The following is an 18512-nucleotide window of genomic DNA, read 5'->3' as shown; positions in this document are numbered from 1 at the left end:
CACTGCCCGATCAGTGGAGGCGCTTGAGCATGAATCTTGTTGTCAACGGCGACGCCGAGGCCGGGCCGGGAGGGACCGCGGAACCGGTCCACTCGGTCACGGGGTGGCGGATCGCGGAGGGGGCACCCGCCCTCATCGGATACGACGTCGGCCAGGGATACCCGTCCGTCTCCGATCCCGGACCGGCCCCGCGCGGGAAGCGGTTCTTCGCCGGCGGCAACGCGCCCCGCACCGCGCTCGTCCAGGACGTGGACCTCCCGGCCGTGGGCCCCACCGGTCGCGGGCCGGTGGACGCCGGGCGCGTCCGGTTCACCGTGAGCGCGTGGCTCGGAGGGTACGCGACGCAGGAGGACGGCGCCCGGTTGTCCGTCGAGTTCCGGGACGCCACCGGGACCCCGGTCGCCCTCGCCGTCCTCGGGCCCGTGACCGCGGGCGAACGTCTGGCGCGCACCGGACTGTTCGAGCGGAGCGCCACCGCGGCGCTGCCCCCCGGCGCCCGCACCGCCCGCGTCCTGCTGGTCCTCACCCGCGCCGGTTCCGGGCAGTCCAACGACGGATACGCCGACGCGATCTCCCTCACCCTCAGCGCCGACAAAGGAAAGCCGTGAAACTGAACCGTCGTGACCTGCTGAGGGCCGCAGCGACAGCGGGGGCGCTCGGCGTGGCCTGGCCGCTGGCCGGCGGCCTGTCCCCGGCGCAGGCCGTCGAGGCCGCCGAGGAACTGGGCGCCAGCTACGACCCCGCACCCTTCACCCTCGGCGTGGCCTCGGGCGACCCGACCCCGACCGGGGTCGTCCTGTGGACCCGCCTCGCCCCCGAGCCGCTGGCCGCCGAACAACAGCTCCCCGAGGTCGTCGAGGTCAGGTGGGTCGTCGCCGAGGACCGCGACCTCAGGCGCGTGGTGGCCCGCGGTACGGCACCCGCCTCCGCGACCCTCGGCCACAGCGTCCACGTGTCGGTCGACGGCCTGCAGGCCGGTCAGCGCTACTGGTACGCCTTCTCCGCTCTGGGACGGCGCAGCCGGCTCGGACGGACGCGAACCGCCCCGGTCGGCCCGGTGTCGAAGGTCCGCTTCGCCTCCGCCAACTGCCAGGCGTTCCACGGTGGTTACTACGCCGCCCACCGCGGCATCGCCCGCGAGGACCTCGACTTCGTCGTCCACCTCGGCGACTACATCTACGAGGGCGGGCCGGTCACCGGGCCCCGTGGCAACGGCACCGCGGAGGACTTCAGCCTCGGTGACTACCGGCGTCGCCACGCGCTGTACAAGGGCGATCCGTCGCTGCGGGAGGCCCACGCCGCCCACCCCTGGTTCCTGACCTGGGACGACCACGAGGTCGTCAACGACTACAGCAGCGCCGGTGGCGGCGCTCCCTTCCTGCAGCGCCGGGCCGCCGCCTACCAGGCGTGGTACGAGAACATGCCGCACCGGGACGGCAGTGACGCCACCCTGCCCGACCCGCAGATCCACCGGGTGCGCCGCTGGGGCGACCTGCTCGAACTGACCGTCCTCGACCTGCGCTCGTACCGCTCCGCGCAGAACCTCCCGGACGGGACGATCCTCGGCGCCCGCCAGAAGGAGTGGCTGAAACAGGGGATCGACCGCGCACCGGACGCCTGGCACTGCTGGGTCAACTCGATCATGCTCAGCCAGCTCCGCGGCAGGCCGGGCGGCGGCTTCATGTTCACCGACCAGTGGGACGGCTTCCTGTCCGAGCGCAAGGACGTGCTGACCCACGCGCACCGGTCCGGGCTGGAGGACCTGGTGGTCATCACCGGCGACTGGCACTCGGCCTTCATCGACGACATCCGGCCGGACTTCGACGACACCTCCTCACCGGTGATCGGCACGGAGTTCACGTCCCACTCCATCTCGTCGAACGCCTACTCACCGGCCTGGAACGCGGCCAACGGTCCCCGCATGGGAGCGGCCAACCCGCACCTGCAGTACTTCGAGGGGAACCGCTACGGCTACGACCTGTACGAGGTCACTCCCGAACGGTGGAGCACCCACCTGCGGGTGATCGGTGACCTGCGCGATCCCGTCTCACCCGTCAGCACCCTGACCACCTTCCACGTGGACCGGGGCACGGTGGGCGCCTACGAGGACCGGGCGACGAAGAACTCACCCGCCCAGTACCGCCGCGACTGACCCCGGCCGGGAGCGACGCGTGGCGCACGGTCCGGCTACGGCTTGAGCCCCAGGGCCCGGGCGACGTCGGGCACCGACGCGTACGGGTCGGCGTCGTCGTCGTTGGCGAGCACGACGATGCTGGCGTCCTGTTCGGGGAGCCGGACGAGCAGGGACCGGTAGCCGATGTTGTGGCCGTCGTGGAAGCGCGCCGGCCGCCCGGCGAGGTCGCCGAGGAAGACGCCGTAGCCGTAGCCGGTCACCGTGAGCGGGGGGCGCTGCTGGTGCTGCCGGAAGTGCGTGGTGAACATCGCGCGCAGCGAGTCCGGGGCCAACAGGGCGCCCCGCTCCAGGGCGCGGGCCCAGCGGGCCAGGTCGCGTGCGGTGGACCAGACGTCACCGGTTCCGGGCATCGTGGTCAGGTCCTGGAAGTCGTATGTCTGTCCGGCCCTGCGGCCCCGGGCGACGTCCGCCGGGGGCGCCGCCCCGACGCCGGTGCCCACCAGGCCCAACGGCCGGATGACGCGTTCCCGCAGGAAGTCCTGGTACCCGCTGCCGGACGCGCGCTCGACGACCAGCGCTGTCAGGACGTACCCGACGCTGCTGTAGTGCCACCGGTGGCCGGGCTCGGTCAACGGTGTGCACCGCGTGATCCGGGCGACGGTCTCCGCCAAGGGGGGAGGGGTGTCGAAGTCGAAGTCGGGTATGCCGTCCCAGTGCGGCAGCCCCGAGGTGTGCGTCAGCAGGTGGTGGAGCGTGATGTCCGCCCAGGCGACGGGGCAGTCGGTGAGTCGATCGCTGAGCCGGTCCGTCAGGGCCAGCACGCCGTCCTCGACGAGCAGGAGGACGGCCGCCGCCGCGAACTGCTTGCTCAGGGAGGCGATCTGGAAACGGGATCGCGGTCCACAGCGCGCCCCCGTGGTCGGATCGGCCACGCCCCCGTACGCCTCGAGTACGACGTCGTCGCCGCGCGTCGCCAGGACCGCTCCGGTGAGTTCCATGCCGCGTAGCCAACCACACGCATGCCACGCCGGGCCCGACGCCCCCGGGGGGCGCGAACCAACGGCGGCGGAACGACGAGCGTGCCCGCGGATCGGCCCGCGCCCCACGGGGTGTCCCGGGGGAGCGGGCCGGCGCGGGAGGGAACTGTCGACGGGTGTCAGTCCCCGGTGTTCGTCGCCCAGACGGGCCTGCCCTCGCGGGTGTAGACCACGACGTTGCCGTCGTCCTGAATCGCGAGGTAGGCGCCCTTGCGCCAGGTGCCGGAGGCCCAGAGCGGCCGGCCCTGGCGATCGTAGAGGACGAAGTTGCCGTCCTCCTGCATGACCGCGTGGTCGCCGTTGGGATAGGCACCCGGGGCCTGCCACACCGGCCGGCCCTCCTTGTACAGGACGAAGTTGCCGTCTGACTGGACCCGAAGGATCGCTCGGCCGTTGCCCGAGGTCCAGGCCTGGTTCCTGTGGAGGGTGGCCCGCGGGTAGACGTGGGTGTCGGCCGTGGTCCGCTCCACGGCGGCCGGTGCCTGGGAACCCGCGGCGGAGGCCTGTGCGGCGCCGGTCAGCACGCCACCAACCGCCAGCAGCGCGGTCGCCAGAGCCACGGTCGGAAACATTGTGGGCTTCATCATCATGGAACTTTCTGTGGGAGCCTCATGGCCGAATATCGGGCCGTTCAGAATAGTTCCCACATAGGCCGACCAGGAACCCGTTCTCAGAGAACGCAAACTCATGTGTTTTATGGCGCGTGCAATGATAGCAATTTAGTTTTTAAATCATCGTGGCCGCCGCTGACAGGCAATTCACCGCGCCTGATTTTCGCGGGAAGGCCGGCGGCGTTCTCCTACGGGTGGCGTCATTCCGCCGCCCGGTGGCGTCCCCGCCACGGCGTTCCACGGAACCCCTCACTGGTCACGAAGTAGAAGAGCGGCAGCGTCACGAAGACGGCCAGGGCCACGGCGGGGTGCACCGCCCAGCCCAGGACGCCGCCGAGCCCGTAGCCCACGACACCGGTGAGGGAGCGGAGCTGGCCGTGCCGGACGTAGTGCGGCTCAGCCCGATCAGTGAGCAGGTCGGGGTGGCGGGCGAGGTGGGCGTAGATCCACAACCAACTGCTGCACATGGCCGCGGCGACCAGGGCGTACAGGGCGACGGCGGCACGGACGTCGGCGCCGGAAAGGCCCTCCTGCAGCGCCTCGGAGACGACGGCGGTGGGGAACGCCAGGGCCGCGGTGGTCAGCAGCAGCGTCAGGTTCGCCACGTGCAGGCCCCGATCGACGGTGCGGATGCGGGTGAAGGCCTGATGGTGATTGAGCCAGATCACCGCGATGTAGGCGTACGAGGTCAGGTAGCCGCAGTAGACCGGCCACTGGTCCAACAGCGCTGGCAGCAACTGCCCCTCGTCGTGCTCCGGCGGACGCATCTCCAGCGCCAGGATGGTGACGGCGATCGCGATCACCGCGTCGCTGAACGCCTCCACCCGGCCCGTCTCGGTGCGAACGAACCCCTCGCCCCCGCGGGTTCCGCCCTCCGCGCCGGGCTCCTCGCCGGGGTGCCTTCGGGCCCCTTCGTCTGCCACGGCTGCGCTGCTTCCCTCTCCGCCCGTGTTCCTCCATCGACACGGACATCCATACACCACTATGGAGAGAAATATCCGTAAAATGCCTGGAGGTGCTGCGTGCGCCGTGACGAACTTCCCGCGCCGGAGACCGGACTGCTCCTCACCCACTTCCTGACCGTGGCCGACGTGGCGCGATCACGCGGGTTCTACACCGATGTCCTCGGCGGTGAGGTGGTGCTCGAGGAGAACCCGTGCATCGTCAGGCTCGCCAACGGATGGATCATCATGAACCCCGGAGGCGGCCCCACGCCGGACAAACCCGGAGTCACCCTTCGGCCGCCCACCGACCCGAGCACGGCCAGCAGCTTCCTCAACCTCCGCGTCGCCGACATCGAGGAGTGCCACCGGCAGTGGAGTGCCAGGGGAGCCGAGTTCCTCACGCCTCCCCTGGACCGCAGGGCCGAGCTGCGGTGCTACCTGCGGGACCCGGACGGCTACCTCATCGAGGTCGGGCAGGCCACCGGCATGGTGCGGGGCGTCTTCGCCGATCCACCTGCGGGAACGAGCTGACCCGGCCCCCGTGGGCGGGCCGGAACAGCACACGGGACAGCGGCCCCTCTGGGAAGATGAGCAGATGAGACGTCTGCGAAGAGCCCTGCCGCTGCTCCTGTTGCCGCTGGCCGTGGCCGCCTGCGGGGAGGGGACGAGCGCGACCGGGGCGGACCGCTCCGCGCTGGAGGCCAGGCTCCAGGCCATGGGTGTGGCATCGGACATGGTGTACCTGACCGAGATACCCGGCTACACCCTCGTGCCCCAGTCCGTCACCGTGACCGGCGACCACGGCTTCGGCAGCTCCTACGTCCGGTCCGCTGGCGGCGGAGTGATCCAACTCAGTGTCGACGAGCGCAGGAGTGACCCCGCGGACTGCACGCAACACGGCACCCCCCAAGCCGCGGGGCAGGAAATGACGTGCGAGCGGGACGGCGAGAGCTGGTACCGCACGACGAGCACCACCCACGAGTACGTGCGCGAGGACAGCGGACGCGTCATCCGCCTGTCCGCGGACCGCGACGGCGTCCCGCGCGACACCCTCCGCGAGGCCGCGGACAACACCCGCCACGCCGGCACCGACGAGCTGGCCGAGGCGATGCCGGAGGGTCCCGCAGACGAGCAGAGCGGCCCCGAGCAGAGCGGCCCCGAGCAGAGCGGCCCCGAGCAGAGCGGCCCCGAGCAGAGCGGCCCCGAGCGCGGCGACCTGCCGCCCGAGGGCGACGGAGCGCCGCGGGACCCGGTCGAGTTGACCGAGGGGACCAGCGGCTGAGTCCGACGGCCGGCAGGTCCTGGTACGCCCCGTTGACGCCGAGCGGCCCGGCCCGTCAGCCCGTGCCGCCAGGTCGCTCGTGCCGCCGCGAGCCGGCCCGCGCCGTCCGGACACCAGGCACGACCGCTGGTGGGGGCCGGTGAGAGGTCAGGAGGGACCCGTCGGGGGGAGCGGACGCCCCGAGAGGTGCGAGGACGGCGTCGAGTTCGGGTCCCGGAGGATTGCCGCAACTGAGCGAAACGGCGACGACCTGGGTGTGGTCGTCGATGGCGTGCTGCGCCCGGAGGCCGGCCACGGTCCCGGCGAAGGCGTCGAGGTTGTGGTGTTCGCTGAAGGCGCGGCGCAGACCGTCGTTGCAGTCCAGCAGGACGAAGTCGTAGGTGGGGTGGTCGGCGGGAGGAAGGGGCGCCCCGGTGTCCCAGGCGGCGAGGAGCTGGGCGTCGACGTCGTAGAGCAGGGCGGGGCCGACATGGGGGTCGTCGTTCCAGTGCTTGGCGGCGAGCGCACGCACCTGGTGACCGCTGGCGAGTTGACGCTCGTCTCCGGGCAGCAGCTCGACCCAGGTGACGGGGGCGCCGGGGGCGACCCAGGGACGACACAGGTCCAGGGCGGCCGGGGGCCCGGCGATCTCCAGCGGGTGCGCGGGGGAGCCGGTGTGAGTCTGGGCGGTCTGCCGCCACAGGAGGAGCTGTGGATCGGTGTGGTCGGGATGGGCGTGGGTGAACAGCACCGTGCGGACGGCATCCAGGGGGATGCCGGTGCTGCGGGCGCCTCCGGTGTCGATCAGAAGGGTGCCGTCGACCAGCACACTGGTCTGGCCGCGGGCGGCCCCCGGGGTGTCCCGCGCCCAGGCGCAGGAACGGCAGGAGCACCACGGGTTGGGCCATCCGTCACCAGAACCGGTCCCCAGGAGCCGTATCTCCACCGTGTGTCGCCCTCCCCGTGCCGTCGCCCGCGTCGTGGGCCATCATCGCCGCCGTGCACAGAGGGAGGTGCGGCGGGGGAGGGGGCACCGAGTTCCGCTCGTGCTCGCGACCCGTTGGACGGCGTGGACGTTCCTCGGGGGGGCGACGACCGCGGTGCCGACCGGGCCCGCGGTCAGCAAGCCGGGGCGTCGTGGTCACCCGTCAGCGTGCACGGCCCCCCGCGCGCTGGCCGGGGGACGTCGCCGCGCCAGGCGCACCGGAGAGCCGCTCCACCGTCCGGGCCGCCTCCTCCGCCTGGCTCCTCGCCCTGTCCACCTCCCGGTCGGCACGCCGCACTCGCTCACGCGCCTCCCGCTCCCGCCGGCGGGCCTGCCGCAGCTCGTCCCTGGCCCGCGCCAGCCGTGTGGTGAGGTCCGCGATCTGCTGCCGCAGGTCCTCGTGTTGCTGTGACGCGCCGCTCAGCTCGCGTCGTGCGGCGCGCTCCTCCTGCTCGCGGGCGTGCAGGTCCCGCTCGGCATCCCGCGCCTGCCGCCGGGCCCGCGCGAGTCCCTCGCGCCGCTCACGGCCACGGACGTCGGCGTCCGACCCGGCCGGCTCGGCCACGCCGCGGTGCGCCCCACCGGTGCGGGCGCGTCCCGTGGGTTCCGCGGTCGGCGGCAGGCCAGCGGGGGCGGCCAGCGGTGCGGACAGGCGGCCGGTGGCCCACTGGCGGGCGGCGTCGGAGTCGGCGAGCACCGCGTGCAGGGTCCCTTCCACCTCGCGCAGGGTGCCCTCGCTGATCCGCCGCCCCGCCCGGGCGGTCAGTTCCCCGGCCTGACGGGCGAGCGCGGCGACCACCTGGTGTTGCCGCGTGGACAGGGCACGCAACCGCTCCCCGTCCAGCTCGCGGTGTGCCCGCCGCAGCGCCTCGCCGAGCTGCAGGAGCGACGCCACCTCCCGGGGGCGCTCGCGGACCAGGAGATTGCTGGCCCAGGCCGCCAACGTCGGGCGTCGGAGGCGGCCGATCCGCCGCGCCAGCGCGCGGTCGCCACGCCGACGGGCGGCCGTCGCGCACTCGTCCCGGGCAGCGGTGAAGTCGCCCGGGGCGAGCCCGTACAGCTCGTCAACGGCAGCGTCCGCATCGACGTCCACCTCCTTGCCCTACCCGAGTCTTATGCTCCTTATGCCCTCCTATGTGACGTATGTTTGGACTCTCGACGCCGGTGGTCCAGAAACGTTCGGCCCGGGGCGACCGCCGGCACGCCCCGGCCTACGGCGCGGGCTGGGACAGGTGCACCTTGGCGTCGTCGTAGGTCCCCTCGGCAGGTGCCCCCGCGGGGGCGTAGACGAGGTTCAGCACCCCGGTCCGGAAGGTCTCGCAGGAGATGAGCGCCAGCGGGACGGGAGTTTCGTCCTCCTCGAACAGCCGCATCCCCTTCCGGACGGCGATCGGGTGCACCATCAGGTGCAACTCGTCCAGCAACCCCGCGGCCAGCAGTTGGCGGACCACGGACACCGAGCCGCTCACCGCGATGGGACCGGTGCCCGACTCGTTCTTCACCGCCGTGACCGCCTCGGCGAAATCGCCCCTGAGCTGCTCGCAGTTCCGCCAGGTGAACGCGAGCTGCCGGTTCGACACGACGATCTTCCGGGCGTCGCCGAGGGCCTTGGCGAAGGGGGCGTCCTCCCCACCGGCTGCCTCCCGCTCGGGCCAGGCCCCGGCGAAGGTGTCATAGGTCCTGCGGCCGAGGAGCAACGTGTCGGTCGCACCGAGGACCGCGTCCACGGCCGCCCCCATCTCCTCGTTGTAGTAGGAGAAGTGCCACTGGTCAGGCGCCTCCACCACTCCGTCGAGTGAGATGAACAGTTGTGCGATGACCTTCCTCATGCGGGCTCCCCGAGACGTCGTTGGTGGTTCTCTCACCTGTGAGACTCTCCCGGCCAGCCGAACTCATCGGTGCGGCAGCCCCCAGATCGTGTTTCCTCCCCTGGGCTCGCTCCCGCCACCCCTGGACCACCTCGCGCCCGCTCTCACCGCTCGCGCAGGTACGCCGCGGCGCTCTCGCGGAGGCGATCGTGCACCCCGTCGTAGGCGCGGACGCGGCCCAGCAGGCCCTTCGGCAGCTTGGCGGCCATCGTGTAGTTGGTGTCGCAGACGTTGGCCGCCGGTGCCAGCCCGGCCTGGCTGACGAGCTGGTAGGCGTCGAGCTCCTCCAGGCCGAGCAGGTCGCGGGTCCAGCCGACCAGGTCGTGCTGGCTGATCCGGAACGCGTCCTCCAGGGGCCGTGCGGAACCGGTGCTGATCAGGAAGCGGTCGTTCTCCAGCCGGGGCCAGGCCGGGGCGCCGCCCTTGACCACGTCGACGATGACGGTGGTGCGCATGGCCGTCTCCACCGCCGTCCCGCACACCTCCCCCTCGCCCTGCCGGGCATGGCCGTCGCCGATGGCCAGCAGGGCGCCGGGGACGTTGACCCCGAAGTAGGCCGTGGTCCCGGCACGCATCTCGGGGGTGTCGAGGTTGCCGCCGTGGGCGCCCGGAGTGATCGACATCAGGGTTTCCCCGCCGGCTGGTGCGACGCCGACCGTGCCGTGCATCGGGTCCAGGGGGAGCTCCACCGTGAAGTCACCGCGACGTGCCCGGAACCGGCAGACGCCGGCCGGTACGTCGACGTCGTACACCCACACCCGCTCCTCCAGCGGGGGATGCAGCATGGCGGTGCTGTGGGTGGTGGTGAGTGCCCCGAAGTGGGGGAAGGTGCTGGAGACGCCCCAGTCGCGGGCCGGGGTGATCTCCACGAAGTGCACCACGAGGGTGTCGCCGGGTTCGGCGCCGGCCACCATGACGGGACCGGTGACCGGGTTGAGGTACGGGAAGGTGCACACCTGGCTGGGCAGGTCGCCGACGCCTCGTACGTTGCCGCCGAAGCAGTCCTCGGTGCTCAGCTCGACCACGGTTCCGGGCTGGACGGTGACCAGGGGCTGACGGCCGCCGAAGGTGTAGGCGTAGTCGTCCGCAGCGGGCCTCAGGGAGACGGGGTCGGGCAGGCTCACGGGGTGTCCCTTCGCAGGATGTTTCCGCGCCGGCCACGCGGGACGGTGCCGGCGCCAGTGGTGTCGTCGGTGTCGGTGTCGCTAGGGCCAGGACCGACGCCTGAACAGACGCGTCGGTCGGTCCGTGCGTTCCCGCCATCGTGCCCCAACGCATCGTTTCCCAGGGTCCGTTCCACCCGGGGTCGCCGCGGACGGCTCGTCCCGGACCTCGACGGCGTCGCCCGAACGGTACGAGATCAAAAAAAGCCTGACATGAGCGCGCCAGATTGATGGATCTCCGCCTACCATCGCTGTCGTTGCGTACGAACAGACCCTTGTCCCAGGAGGTTTGATGCGACGACTGCGTACCGTCCTGGTGGGCCTGGCCGCGATCCTGGCGGGCCTGCTGTTCGCACCACCACCCGCACACGCGGCGCCCAACTTCAAGGCGCCCTACCCCTGCGGGCAGACCTGGACCTACAGCCACCACTCGGCCGAGGTCCGGCTGGCGCTGGACTTCGTCCGCTCCGACGGCGGCTCGACCGCGGGCACCCCGGTCCTCGCCTCCGCCTCGGGCACGGCGTACCGCTACTACGAGGCGGGCGGCGCCGGGAACTACGTCGTCATCGACCACGGCGGCGGATGGAAGACCTACTACCTCCACCTCTCGTCGTTCGCGATCAGCCACGGGCAGGGCGTGTCCCAGGGACAGCAGATCGGCAGCACCGGATCGACGGGCAACAGCTCCGGCGCGCACATCCACTACGAGCAGCTCTACAACGGCGTGGGCCAGACCATCCACATCAACGGCCAGTCCCTGGCCCCCTACCCGGGCTCCTACTACCAGAAGTACCTGACCAGCGACAACGGCTGTTCGGGGACGGGCAAGTACTGGGTGGACACCTTCGCCAACGCCCCCGGCTACGCCTCGCCGACCAGCACCACCCAGACGGGCACGCTGTACGCGGGCACGAACTACGTGTTCTGCAAGGCGTGGGGCCGCGAGATCAGGGACGGCAGCGGCAACTACAACCACTGGTGGTTGAAGACCGATCTCGACGTCGGCCCGGCCAACCAGTGGGTATCGGCCTACTACCTCTCCCGCTGGGGCAACGACGAGGCCAGGGACAACAACGGAACGGTGATCCCCAACTGCTGATGGGGCCCGGCTCCACGAGCGGGTGCCCCGCTCCCCGTCACGCGCCCGGCCCCGGGCAGGGCGCATGACGGGGAGCAGCCGGAGCGGAACCCCCCACGGCTGTCCGATCAGTCGAACTCGACGCGGTCGACCAACCCCGCGGCGGTGAAGGCGTCCACGAGTGCGCTGCGGCCCTCGGTGAAGTGCGCCCAACTGTCGAAGTGGACGGGGACGATCCGGCGAGCACCGAGGATCCGTGCGGCCTCGGCGGCCTGGACGCTGTCGAGCGTGAGCAGCGCGCCGTCGAGAAGGGCCGTGCGGACGGCACCGGCGAAGAGCACGGCGGTGTCGACCGGTGCGAAACGGTCGGCGATCTCCCTGACCAGGTCCAGCGAGGCGTTGTCCCCGCTGACGTAGACCGTCGGCAGGTCGACTCCGGTCAGCACGAAGCCGACCACCTCACCGACGACCTCCTCGGCTCCCTCGGGTCCGTGCAGGGCGGGCACGCCCGTGACGGTCACGGTGCCCCCGCCCGGACGGTCCAGTTCGACCGTGTCCCAGGGACTCAGGGCTCGGGCGGTGCCGCCCAGGCGGCCGGCGCCGCTGGGGGTGGTCAGCACCAGGGGGACATCGGCGAGCAGGGTCCGGCCGGAGCGGTCGAGGTTGTCGGGGTGCTGGTCGTGCGACAGCAGGACCGCGTCGATGCGGCCCAGGTCGCCGGGGGCCACGGAGGGAGCGGCCGTCTTGGTGAGGGCTCGCCCGTCACCCAGGGGGTAGTCGCCCGGGGCGTCGAAGGTCGGATCGGTGAGGAACCTCACCCCGCCGTACTCGATGAGGGCGGTCGGGCCGCCGACAACGCGTACGGGGACCGGCTCGCGGGAAGTGCCTGCGGTAGCCACAAGTAAACCTCACGGATAGAAAGATGATTATCCGTGAGCATAGCTCCTTGTCACGGATAACGGCAAGCCGTACCGTGATAACCATGGAGGAGACCGCGAACGCCCAACCGGCGCCGCCGCCCGCGCCCGGCGCAGAGCAGTACCCCGCACTCGACTTCGCGGACAGCGTCATCGCCCTCCCCGGAGGCCGCCTCCTCGACCTCCTCGGCACACCGAGGTCCGCGGGGCGGTGGCTGGCCGAACGCGGCCTCGCCCCGGCGGACGCCGGACTCCACGAGGTGTGCGCGGCACGGATGCGGGCACTGCGCCAGCAGGTCAGGGCGCTGCTCGCCTCCCGGATCGACCGGACCCCCGCCCCACGGGAAGCCCTCGCCGCGGTCAACGAGGCGCTGACCCGCGTCCCCACCGCCGCCCCGCTGCACTGGGACGAGGTCCGCGGCCTGCACCGTGCTGCTCCGCACCCCACCGACCAGATCGTCGATCACGCCCTCGGCGCCCTGGCCGCCGACACCGCGGACCTGCTCACGGGTCCGGATGCCGCACGCCTCACGGCCTGCGGCTCCCCACCGTGCAACCGCTACCTGCTCCGCGCCGGGCGCCGCCACTGGTGCTCGACACGCTGCGGCGACCGCGCCCGCGCGGCCCGGGCGTACGCCCGGCGCATCGAGGCCAGGGCCGACTGACCGGGGTTGTCGCCGCCCGTACCGTCATGACCGCTCCACGACCTGTTCCCCCGACGGCGGAGGGACGGCACCTGGCGCCGGGTCCTCACCCGTGCCCCGCGCCTCCGGGACCGAGCACCCGTCACGCCCAACAGCTCACCGGCGGCGTCGACCAGCGGCAGCCGGAGACGCCGGATGCCACCCCCATCAGCGCCCTCCATCGGGGCGGGGTTCTGCGGGAGGTCGGGGGTCGGTGGCCTGGCGCGGCGCGACGGGTGACTGCGGAGGGTCACGCCCAGGAATAGTGCCTGGCACACGAGGCGGCAAGGCGTCAAGAAGGCCCTTGAATGGCTCTCTGCCGCATTTTCGGGGCACTGAGGCAGGGGGGATCGTCATGGGAGCCATGAGGGCGGCTCGGCGACGTCTGGAGGTGTTCTCGCCCCTCTGGCGAGGGGCGACTCCGGTACTCTGGAGGGCGTCCCGGCAGTCAAGGGTCCCGAGGCTGACGAGCCTCCGGGCCCTGTTTGGGCTGCCTGCCCTGTCTCCGCCAGCCGTCCGGCCGCTCCCGCACCGCGGTGTGGGAGCGCGGTCCGCCATGCCCGAAAGAGAGCGTCTCCGTGACCACGTGCGACACACGCACCGCCAGCGGTGTTCCCCACTCCCAGCAGCCCGGCCACGCCGGGACGGCGTCGTACGACGCCAACGCGATCACTGTTCTCGACGGCCTGGACGCGGTGCGCAAGCGGCCGGGGATGTACATCGGTTCCACGGGCGAGCGGGGGCTGCACCACCTGGTGCAGGAGCTCGTGGACAACTCCGTGGACGAGGCACTCGCGGGGGTGGCCGACCGGATCGACGTGACGATCCTGGCCGACGGCGGGGTGCGGGTGGTCGACAACGGCCGTGGCATCCCGGTGGGGACCCACCCGGTGGAGGGGCGGCCGGCCGTCGAGGTGGTGCTGACCGTGCTGCACGCGGGCGGGAAGTTCGGGGGCGGCGGGTACGCGGTCTCCGGCGGTCTGCACGGAGTGGGCCTGTCGGTGGTCAACGCGCTCTCGACCCGGCTGTCGGTGGAGATCTGGACCGACGGCCACCGGTGGACGCAGGACTACAAGGACGGTGCTCCCGCCTCCCCGCTGGCCCGTCACGAGGCCACCTCCCGGACGGGCACCTCCCTGACGTTCTGGGCAGACGGCGGCGTCTTCGAGACCACGGAGTACTCCTTCGCGACGCTGGCCAGGCGTTTCCAGGAGATGGCCTTCCTCAACCGAGGGCTCACCCTGACCCTCACCGACGAACGGCCCTCCGCGCGTGCGACGGCCGCGGCCAACGCTGCCGACTCGGACCCGGCGGCGAAGACGGTCTCCTACCGCTACGACGGCGGCATCACCGACTTCGTCGCCCACCTCAACGCCCGCAAGGGTGAACCGGTCCATCCGTCGGTCATCACCATTGCCGCCGAGGACACCGAACGGCTCCTGTCGGCCGAGGTCGCGCTGCAGTGGAGCGGCCAGTACACCGACAGCGTGTACTCCTACGCCAACGCCATCCACACCCATGAGGGCGGCACCCACGAGGAGGGCTTCCGCGCGGCCCTGACCACCGTGGTCAACCGCTACGCGCGGGAGAAGAAGCTGCTGCGGGAGAAGGACGCCAACCTCTCCGGCGAGGACGTCCGTGAGGGCCTGACCGCGATCATCTCGGTGAAGCTCGGCGAGCCGCAGTTCGAGGGCCAGACCAAGACCAAACTCGGCAACACCGAGGCGCGCACCTTCCTGCAGAAGATCGTCCACGAGCACCTGACCGACTGGTTCGACCGCAACCCGAACGAGGCCGCGGACATCGTGCGCAAGGCCATCCAGGCGGCCACGGCCCGCGTCGCGGCCCGCAGGGCGCGTGACCTGACCCGCCGCAAGGGCCTGCTGGAAACGGCGGCGCTACCGGGCAAGCTGTCCGACTGCCAGTCGAACGACCCGGCGATGTCGGAGATCTTCGTCGTGGAGGGGGACTCCGCCGGCGGTTCGGCCAGATCCGGCCGCAACCCGCAGTACCAGGCGATCCTCCCGATCCGCGGCAAGATCCTCAACGTGGAGAAGGCCCGTCTCGACAGGATCCTGCACAACCAGGAGGTCCAGGCGATCATCTCCGCGTTCGGCACGGGCGTGCACGAGGACTTCGACATCGCCAAACTCCGCTACCACAAGATCATCCTGATGGCGGACGCCGACGTCGACGGGCAGCACATCAACACCCTGCTGCTGACCTTCCTGTTCCGCTTCATGCGCCCACTGATCGAGGGGGGCCACGTCTACCTCTCCCGCCCCCCGCTCTACAAGATCAAGTGGAGTCGGGACCGCGTCGAGTACGCCTACTCCGACCGCGAACGCACCATGCTCCTGGAACGGGGTCGGCAGGACGGCCACCGGGTCAGGGACGACTCCATCCAGCGCTTCAAGGGCCTGGGCGAGATGAACGCCGAGGAACTGCGCGTCACCACCATGGACCCCGACCACCGGGTCCTGGGCCGGGTCACCCTCGATGACGCGGCCGTCGCCGACGACCTCTTCTCCGTCCTGATGGGCGAGGACGTCGAAGCCCGCCGCCACTTCATCCAGCGCAACGCCAGGGACGTCCGCTTCCTCGACATCTGACCCGAGCCCTGCTCCCGCCCCTCGGACGCCCGACCCGACGCCGGTCCGGGTTCCGGGGCGGCGTGGGCGGCAACGCGACCGTACAGGCCGTGCCGCTGTTCCTGTCGCAGCCCGAAGCAGCAGTCTTTCGTGTCGAGTTGTGGGACAATCAGCCAGGAATCCCTGCACCGCAACGCGGGGCCGTCCATCTGAACCGGGGGCCGGGAATGCTGCTCAGGATCAGCGTGCTCGATGCCGATGACACGGACGCCCTGCGGGACTTCTTCCGCTGGCTACGCCAGGACGACGACGCACCCACTGACGTGCGGCTCGTGACTGAGTCCTCGCCGGGCGCCATGGGCGCGCTGGACGTCATCAACGTCACGCTGACCCACGGCGTGGGCCTGGCCAACTTCGCCCTGGTGTACGCGGGCTGGCGGAGGGCGCGCAGGAGCCGGGCGGTGCTCACGTTCACCAGGGCGTCCGACGGGCTCTCAGTGACCGTGGAGGACGGCTCGGAGCAAGCGGTCCGGCTGCTGGTCGACGCCCTCTCCGCCGCGGACGCGCAGAGGACGGCCCCGGGAGGCAGTTGACCGTGGGCCTGGCCGAACCGCGCGCGTCGTACGCCGTGCTCATCGGCTGCTCCACCTACGACAGCGCCGCGCTCGACGACCTCCCGGCCGTCGCCAACAACGTGGCCCGGCTGGCGGAGCTGCTCGAGGACCCGACGGTCTGGGGGCTGCCACCCGGCCACTGCCTGCGTCTGTCGCAGCCGTCGTCCGCCGAGCAGGTCCTCGACACGATCCGCACCGCAGCGCGTCGTGCCACGGACACCCTGCTCGTGTACTACTCGGGCCACGGCCTCATAGACCCCGACTTCGACAGCCTGTTGCTCACCCTCCCCTCCTCCGACGTCGACCGCCCCTATTCGTCCATCGCCTACGACGGCGTCCGCCGCGAAATCCTCAACGCGGGCCGCAGGGTGAACAAGATGGCGATCCTGGACTGCTGCTACAGCGGACAAGCCATGACCGGGGGTATGAGCGGCGCTGTCACCATGGCCGAGCAGGCGCGCATCGCGGGGACGTACCTGCTGACGGCCTCGGACGCCAACCGCCAGGCTCTGTCCCCGCCAGGAGAAGAGCACACCGCCTTCACCGGCGAGCTCATCCGCCTCCTGGACGAGGGGCTGCCGGGCGGAGGCCAGCTGATCGAGGCCGACAGGATCTACGAGCATCTCGTCGAGGAACTGCGCGCCAAGGGACGGCCCTTGCCGCAGCAGCGGTCGAGCAACACCGGCCGCACGCTGGCCTTTGTGCGCAACCGCTACGGAATCGCCCGTACACGGCCCGCCGCCCAGGCTGTGGCTCCTGTGCGGCGTTCCGTGCCCCAGCACCTCGCCCACACGCTCCGTGCCCGCCCACAGCTCATCGCGGAGCACTCGGCGCGACTGCGGGACGAGGACGCCGCCGCGGCCCAGGAGCTGCTGACCCTGGCCGCCGCGCTGCGTCCCGCCCAGGAGGTGGCGGCACTGGTGTGGCTGCTGCGTGGGGAGGACCGGGGCACGGACGCCGCTACCGTCCTTCAGGCCGCGGGCGCGGAACGGGAGCCGAAGGATCTCGCCGTGTGCATCCGGGCGCTGCGCGCGATGGACGATGGTGACGACGCGGAGCAGCTGACGTTGCTGGCGGCACGCCGCGATCCCGAGGACGTCGCGGCGACGATCAGGTCCCTTGACACCGCGGGCGACACCGCCGAAGCCCACCGGCTGATGACGGCCGCGATGCGCCGTGCGCGGACCACGGAGACGATCCTCGGACTGGCGGGGGCCTTCTGGTCGTCCGAGATGGACCGCCACGCCGAGCGGGTTCTGCGGGCGGCAGTGATCGACTCACCGGAGGAGACAGTGCGGCTGGCGGACGCGCTGCTGACCATCGGTCGTAAGGAGAACGCCCTCGACCTCTATCTGCTGGGCAGGGCGGCCGTCGTGTCCCGGCCCACCCAACTGGTGCATGTGTTGCAGATGATGGACGAGGCCGGTCGCACGACCGACGCCGAGGAGTTGCTGCGGTCCGCGTCCGCGACGCCCATGACGGTCCCTGCCCTGACGGCGCTGTGCGAGACGCTGTGGGCCGCGGGCATGGGCGACCGGGTGCTCGACGTACTGTCGCAGGCGGCCTCGGTCATGCCGAAGGAGCAGGTCATCGATCTCGCCGATGTGCTGCACGCCGAGGGGCGGGACGAGGCGATGCTGGATCTGCTGCGGCGCTCGGCCCTGAGCCGGCCGGCGGCTGAGACCGTCGCCCTGGTCGCGGCCCTGCGCGGGATGGGCCGGCCGCTGGATGCCCATCAGCTGCTGACCGACGCGGCGGGACGCCCGGCGGAGGAGGTCGCCGCGCTGGTGACGCTCCTGGAGGGCCGGGACAGGGACCGGGTGCTTGCCGCGCGGCGCGGGACGGCCGACTCCCTACTGATCGGACTGGTCTCCGCGCTGCGGGCCGCGGGCGCCGAGCACCTCGACATCGTGGATTCGTGGGCCGCCCTGCCGGTAACCGAGTTCCTCGACATGCTCCGGCTGCTGCACCAGGGAGGCGACCACGATCTGGTGCCGCTGGCCCTGGCACGGCTGGTGCACCGGGACCCGGCCCTGGCGCTCACCAGGCTGGAACTCCTCACCAGAGCGGGCGCCCAGGTCGACGCGGCCGCGCTGAGGGGGCTGCTGAGGTCGGCAGGCAGCTCGGTCAAGGACTCGGTCGATGAACTGTCGGCCGAGGCCCTCCGGGCGATGGTGGGGCGGGCGGGCATGCCCGCAGAGGAACGCAGCGCAGTGATCTCCACGCTGTCCGGGGCGGGACTCGACGGCCCACTCGGAACAGCGCTGGCGGACTTCGTCCGAGGCACGTCAACGACCGAGGTCGTCCAACTCCTGGTCCACCAGCACCGGAACGGTCACACAGCGGCCGCACACGCCGTCGTCCGCGGCGCGGGCTGGATGTTCCCCGAGATGTACCGCGACTTCGTATATGCGCTGGTACGAGCGGGGCTGCGGGAATACGCGACGTATGCCCTCGAGTGCAACGCGGCGCGGCTGGGTCCCGAGCTAGCCCGGGAGCTGGCGTCGTCCTTGGGCGTCCCCGCCCCCGTTCCGCCACCCCCGGAACCCGACGCGTCACGCCCCCGTTCGAGGCGCCGCCGGCGCGGATGAGGCAGCCGTGTTCCCGCACCGGATCGGTGCGGAAG

Annotated in this window: 17 protein-coding genes; 9 read left to right on the top strand and 8 right to left on the bottom strand. The window is 71.6% G+C overall.

Annotated features, from left to right (window positions below; translation table 11 throughout):
* Positions 1 to 29 precede the first annotated feature (29 nt).
* Together A3IG_RS0103045 and A3IG_RS0103040 are read left to right on the top strand one after the other, a co-directional pair.
* Entirely contained in the window at positions 30 to 608 is a 579-nt protein-coding gene (locus tag A3IG_RS0103045; RefSeq protein ID WP_018382075.1) for a hypothetical protein, read from the top strand.
* Complete coding sequence (locus tag A3IG_RS0103040; protein ID WP_018382074.1) at positions 605 to 2152, top strand: alkaline phosphatase D family protein; 1548 nt, start codon at positions 605 to 607, stop codon at positions 2150 to 2152. Before A3IG_RS0103045 ends, A3IG_RS0103040 begins: the two co-directional genes overlap by 4 nt.
* A 35-nt stretch (positions 2153 to 2187) precedes the next feature.
* Here A3IG_RS0103040 and A3IG_RS28430 read toward each other — a convergent pair whose 3' ends face one another.
* From A3IG_RS28430 to A3IG_RS28425, 3 genes are all read right to left on the bottom strand, one after another.
* A complete protein-coding gene (locus A3IG_RS28430; RefSeq protein WP_018382073.1) occupies positions 2188 to 3132 on the bottom strand; it encodes a serine hydrolase domain-containing protein in 945 nt (314 codons plus the stop codon).
* 158 nt (positions 3133 to 3290) lie between these two features.
* A complete protein-coding gene (locus A3IG_RS0103030) occupies positions 3291 to 3731 on the bottom strand; it encodes a hypothetical protein (RefSeq protein ID WP_201787510.1) in 441 nt (146 codons plus the stop codon).
* Positions 3732 to 3982: 251 nt separating this feature from the next.
* A complete protein-coding gene (locus A3IG_RS28425) occupies positions 3983 to 4705 on the bottom strand; it encodes a TMEM175 family protein (RefSeq protein WP_018382071.1) in 723 nt (240 codons plus the stop codon).
* 99 nt (positions 4706 to 4804) lie between these two features.
* Here A3IG_RS28425 and A3IG_RS0103020 point away from each other — a divergent pair, with 99 nt between their 5' ends.
* On the top strand, positions 4805 to 5257 hold the full coding sequence (locus tag A3IG_RS0103020) for a VOC family protein (protein ID WP_018382070.1): 453 nt from the start codon (positions 4805 to 4807) through the stop codon (positions 5255 to 5257).
* Between the two features lie 64 nt (positions 5258 to 5321).
* Positions 5322 to 6008: a hypothetical protein gene (locus A3IG_RS0103015; protein WP_040910755.1), complete on the top strand. Its 687-nt coding sequence runs from the start codon at positions 5322 to 5324 to the stop codon at positions 6006 to 6008.
* Positions 6009 to 6063: 55 nt separating this feature from the next.
* Here A3IG_RS0103015 and A3IG_RS28420 read toward each other — a convergent pair whose 3' ends face one another.
* From A3IG_RS28420 to A3IG_RS0102995, 4 genes are all read right to left on the bottom strand, one after another.
* Positions 6064 to 6933 carry an MBL fold metallo-hydrolase gene (locus tag A3IG_RS28420; protein ID WP_018382068.1) on the bottom strand — a complete coding sequence of 290 codons (870 nt, stop codon included), beginning with the start codon at positions 6931 to 6933 and terminating at the stop codon, positions 6064 to 6066.
* A gap of 202 nt (positions 6934 to 7135) precedes the next feature.
* Complete coding sequence (locus tag A3IG_RS28415) at positions 7136 to 8065, bottom strand: hypothetical protein (RefSeq protein WP_018382067.1); 930 nt, start codon at positions 8063 to 8065, stop codon at positions 7136 to 7138.
* A 118-nt stretch (positions 8066 to 8183) separates the two neighbouring features.
* The gene (locus tag A3IG_RS0103000) at positions 8184 to 8801 is read right to left on the bottom strand and encodes a dihydrofolate reductase family protein (RefSeq protein ID WP_018382066.1); all 618 of its coding nucleotides are present in this window, start codon (positions 8799 to 8801) and stop codon (positions 8184 to 8186) included.
* Positions 8802 to 8944: 143 nt separating this feature from the next.
* Complete coding sequence (locus tag A3IG_RS0102995; RefSeq protein ID WP_018382065.1) at positions 8945 to 9964, bottom strand: acetamidase/formamidase family protein; 1020 nt, start codon at positions 9962 to 9964, stop codon at positions 8945 to 8947.
* Between the two features lie 331 nt (positions 9965 to 10295).
* Between A3IG_RS0102995 and A3IG_RS0102990 the strand changes: the two genes are divergently transcribed.
* On the top strand, positions 10296 to 11102 hold the full coding sequence (locus A3IG_RS0102990; RefSeq protein WP_018382064.1) for a M23 family metallopeptidase: 807 nt from the start codon (positions 10296 to 10298) through the stop codon (positions 11100 to 11102).
* Positions 11103 to 11209: 107 nt separating this feature from the next.
* Here the strand turns inward: A3IG_RS0102990 and A3IG_RS0102985 are convergent, their stop codons facing one another.
* Positions 11210 to 11980, bottom strand: coding sequence for an MBL fold metallo-hydrolase (locus A3IG_RS0102985; RefSeq protein ID WP_026219840.1), 771 nt, complete (start codon positions 11978 to 11980; stop codon positions 11210 to 11212).
* An 83-nt stretch (positions 11981 to 12063) separates the two neighbouring features.
* Between A3IG_RS0102985 and A3IG_RS0102980 the strand changes: the two genes are divergently transcribed.
* From A3IG_RS0102980 to A3IG_RS31730, 4 genes are all read left to right on the top strand, one after another.
* The gene (locus tag A3IG_RS0102980; protein WP_018382062.1) at positions 12064 to 12663 is read left to right on the top strand and encodes a CGNR zinc finger domain-containing protein; all 600 of its coding nucleotides are present in this window, start codon (positions 12064 to 12066) and stop codon (positions 12661 to 12663) included.
* Positions 12664 to 13259: 596 nt separating this feature from the next.
* Positions 13260 to 15293 carry a DNA topoisomerase (ATP-hydrolyzing) subunit B gene (gene gyrB, locus A3IG_RS0102975; protein ID WP_018382061.1) on the top strand — a complete coding sequence of 678 codons (2034 nt, stop codon included), beginning with the start codon at positions 13260 to 13262 and terminating at the stop codon, positions 15291 to 15293.
* 206 nt (positions 15294 to 15499) lie between these two features.
* Positions 15500 to 15865 carry an effector-associated constant component EACC1 gene (locus A3IG_RS33540; RefSeq protein ID WP_018382060.1) on the top strand — a complete coding sequence of 122 codons (366 nt, stop codon included), beginning with the start codon at positions 15500 to 15502 and terminating at the stop codon, positions 15863 to 15865.
* A 2-nt stretch (positions 15866 to 15867) separates the two neighbouring features.
* The gene (locus A3IG_RS31730; RefSeq protein ID WP_051087367.1) at positions 15868 to 18477 is read left to right on the top strand and encodes a caspase, EACC1-associated type; all 2610 of its coding nucleotides are present in this window, start codon (positions 15868 to 15870) and stop codon (positions 18475 to 18477) included.
* Positions 18478 to 18512 lie beyond the last annotated feature (35 nt).

This window comes from Wenjunlia vitaminophila DSM 41686, assembly GCF_000380165.1.
Classification (GTDB): domain Bacteria; phylum Actinomycetota; class Actinomycetes; order Streptomycetales; family Streptomycetaceae; genus Wenjunlia; species Wenjunlia vitaminophila.
The sequence above is the reverse complement of the archived record's forward strand: the minus strand, read 5'-3'. Positions and strand labels throughout refer to the sequence as shown.

Bases quoted from the DNA above. Each gene is read 5' to 3' on its own strand.
- A3IG_RS0103045 (WP_018382075.1), top strand. From the start codon at position 30: ATGAATCTTGTTGTCAACGGCGACGCCGAGGCCGGGCCGGGAGGGACC.
- A3IG_RS28430 (WP_018382073.1), bottom strand. From the start codon at position 3,132: ATGGAACTCACCGGAGCGGTCCTGGCGACGCGCGGCGACGACGTCGTA.
- A3IG_RS0103015 (WP_040910755.1), top strand. From the start codon at position 5,322: ATGAGACGTCTGCGAAGAGCCCTGCCGCTGCTCCTGTTGCCGCTGGCC.
- A3IG_RS0103000 (WP_018382066.1), bottom strand. From the start codon at position 8,801: ATGAGGAAGGTCATCGCACAACTGTTCATCTCACTCGACGGAGTGGTG.
- A3IG_RS0102990 (WP_018382064.1), top strand. From the start codon at position 10,296: ATGCGACGACTGCGTACCGTCCTGGTGGGCCTGGCCGCGATCCTGGCG.
- A3IG_RS0102980 (WP_018382062.1), top strand. From the start codon at position 12,064: ATGGAGGAGACCGCGAACGCCCAACCGGCGCCGCCGCCCGCGCCCGGC.
- A3IG_RS33540 (WP_018382060.1), top strand. From the start codon at position 15,500: ATGCTGCTCAGGATCAGCGTGCTCGATGCCGATGACACGGACGCCCTG.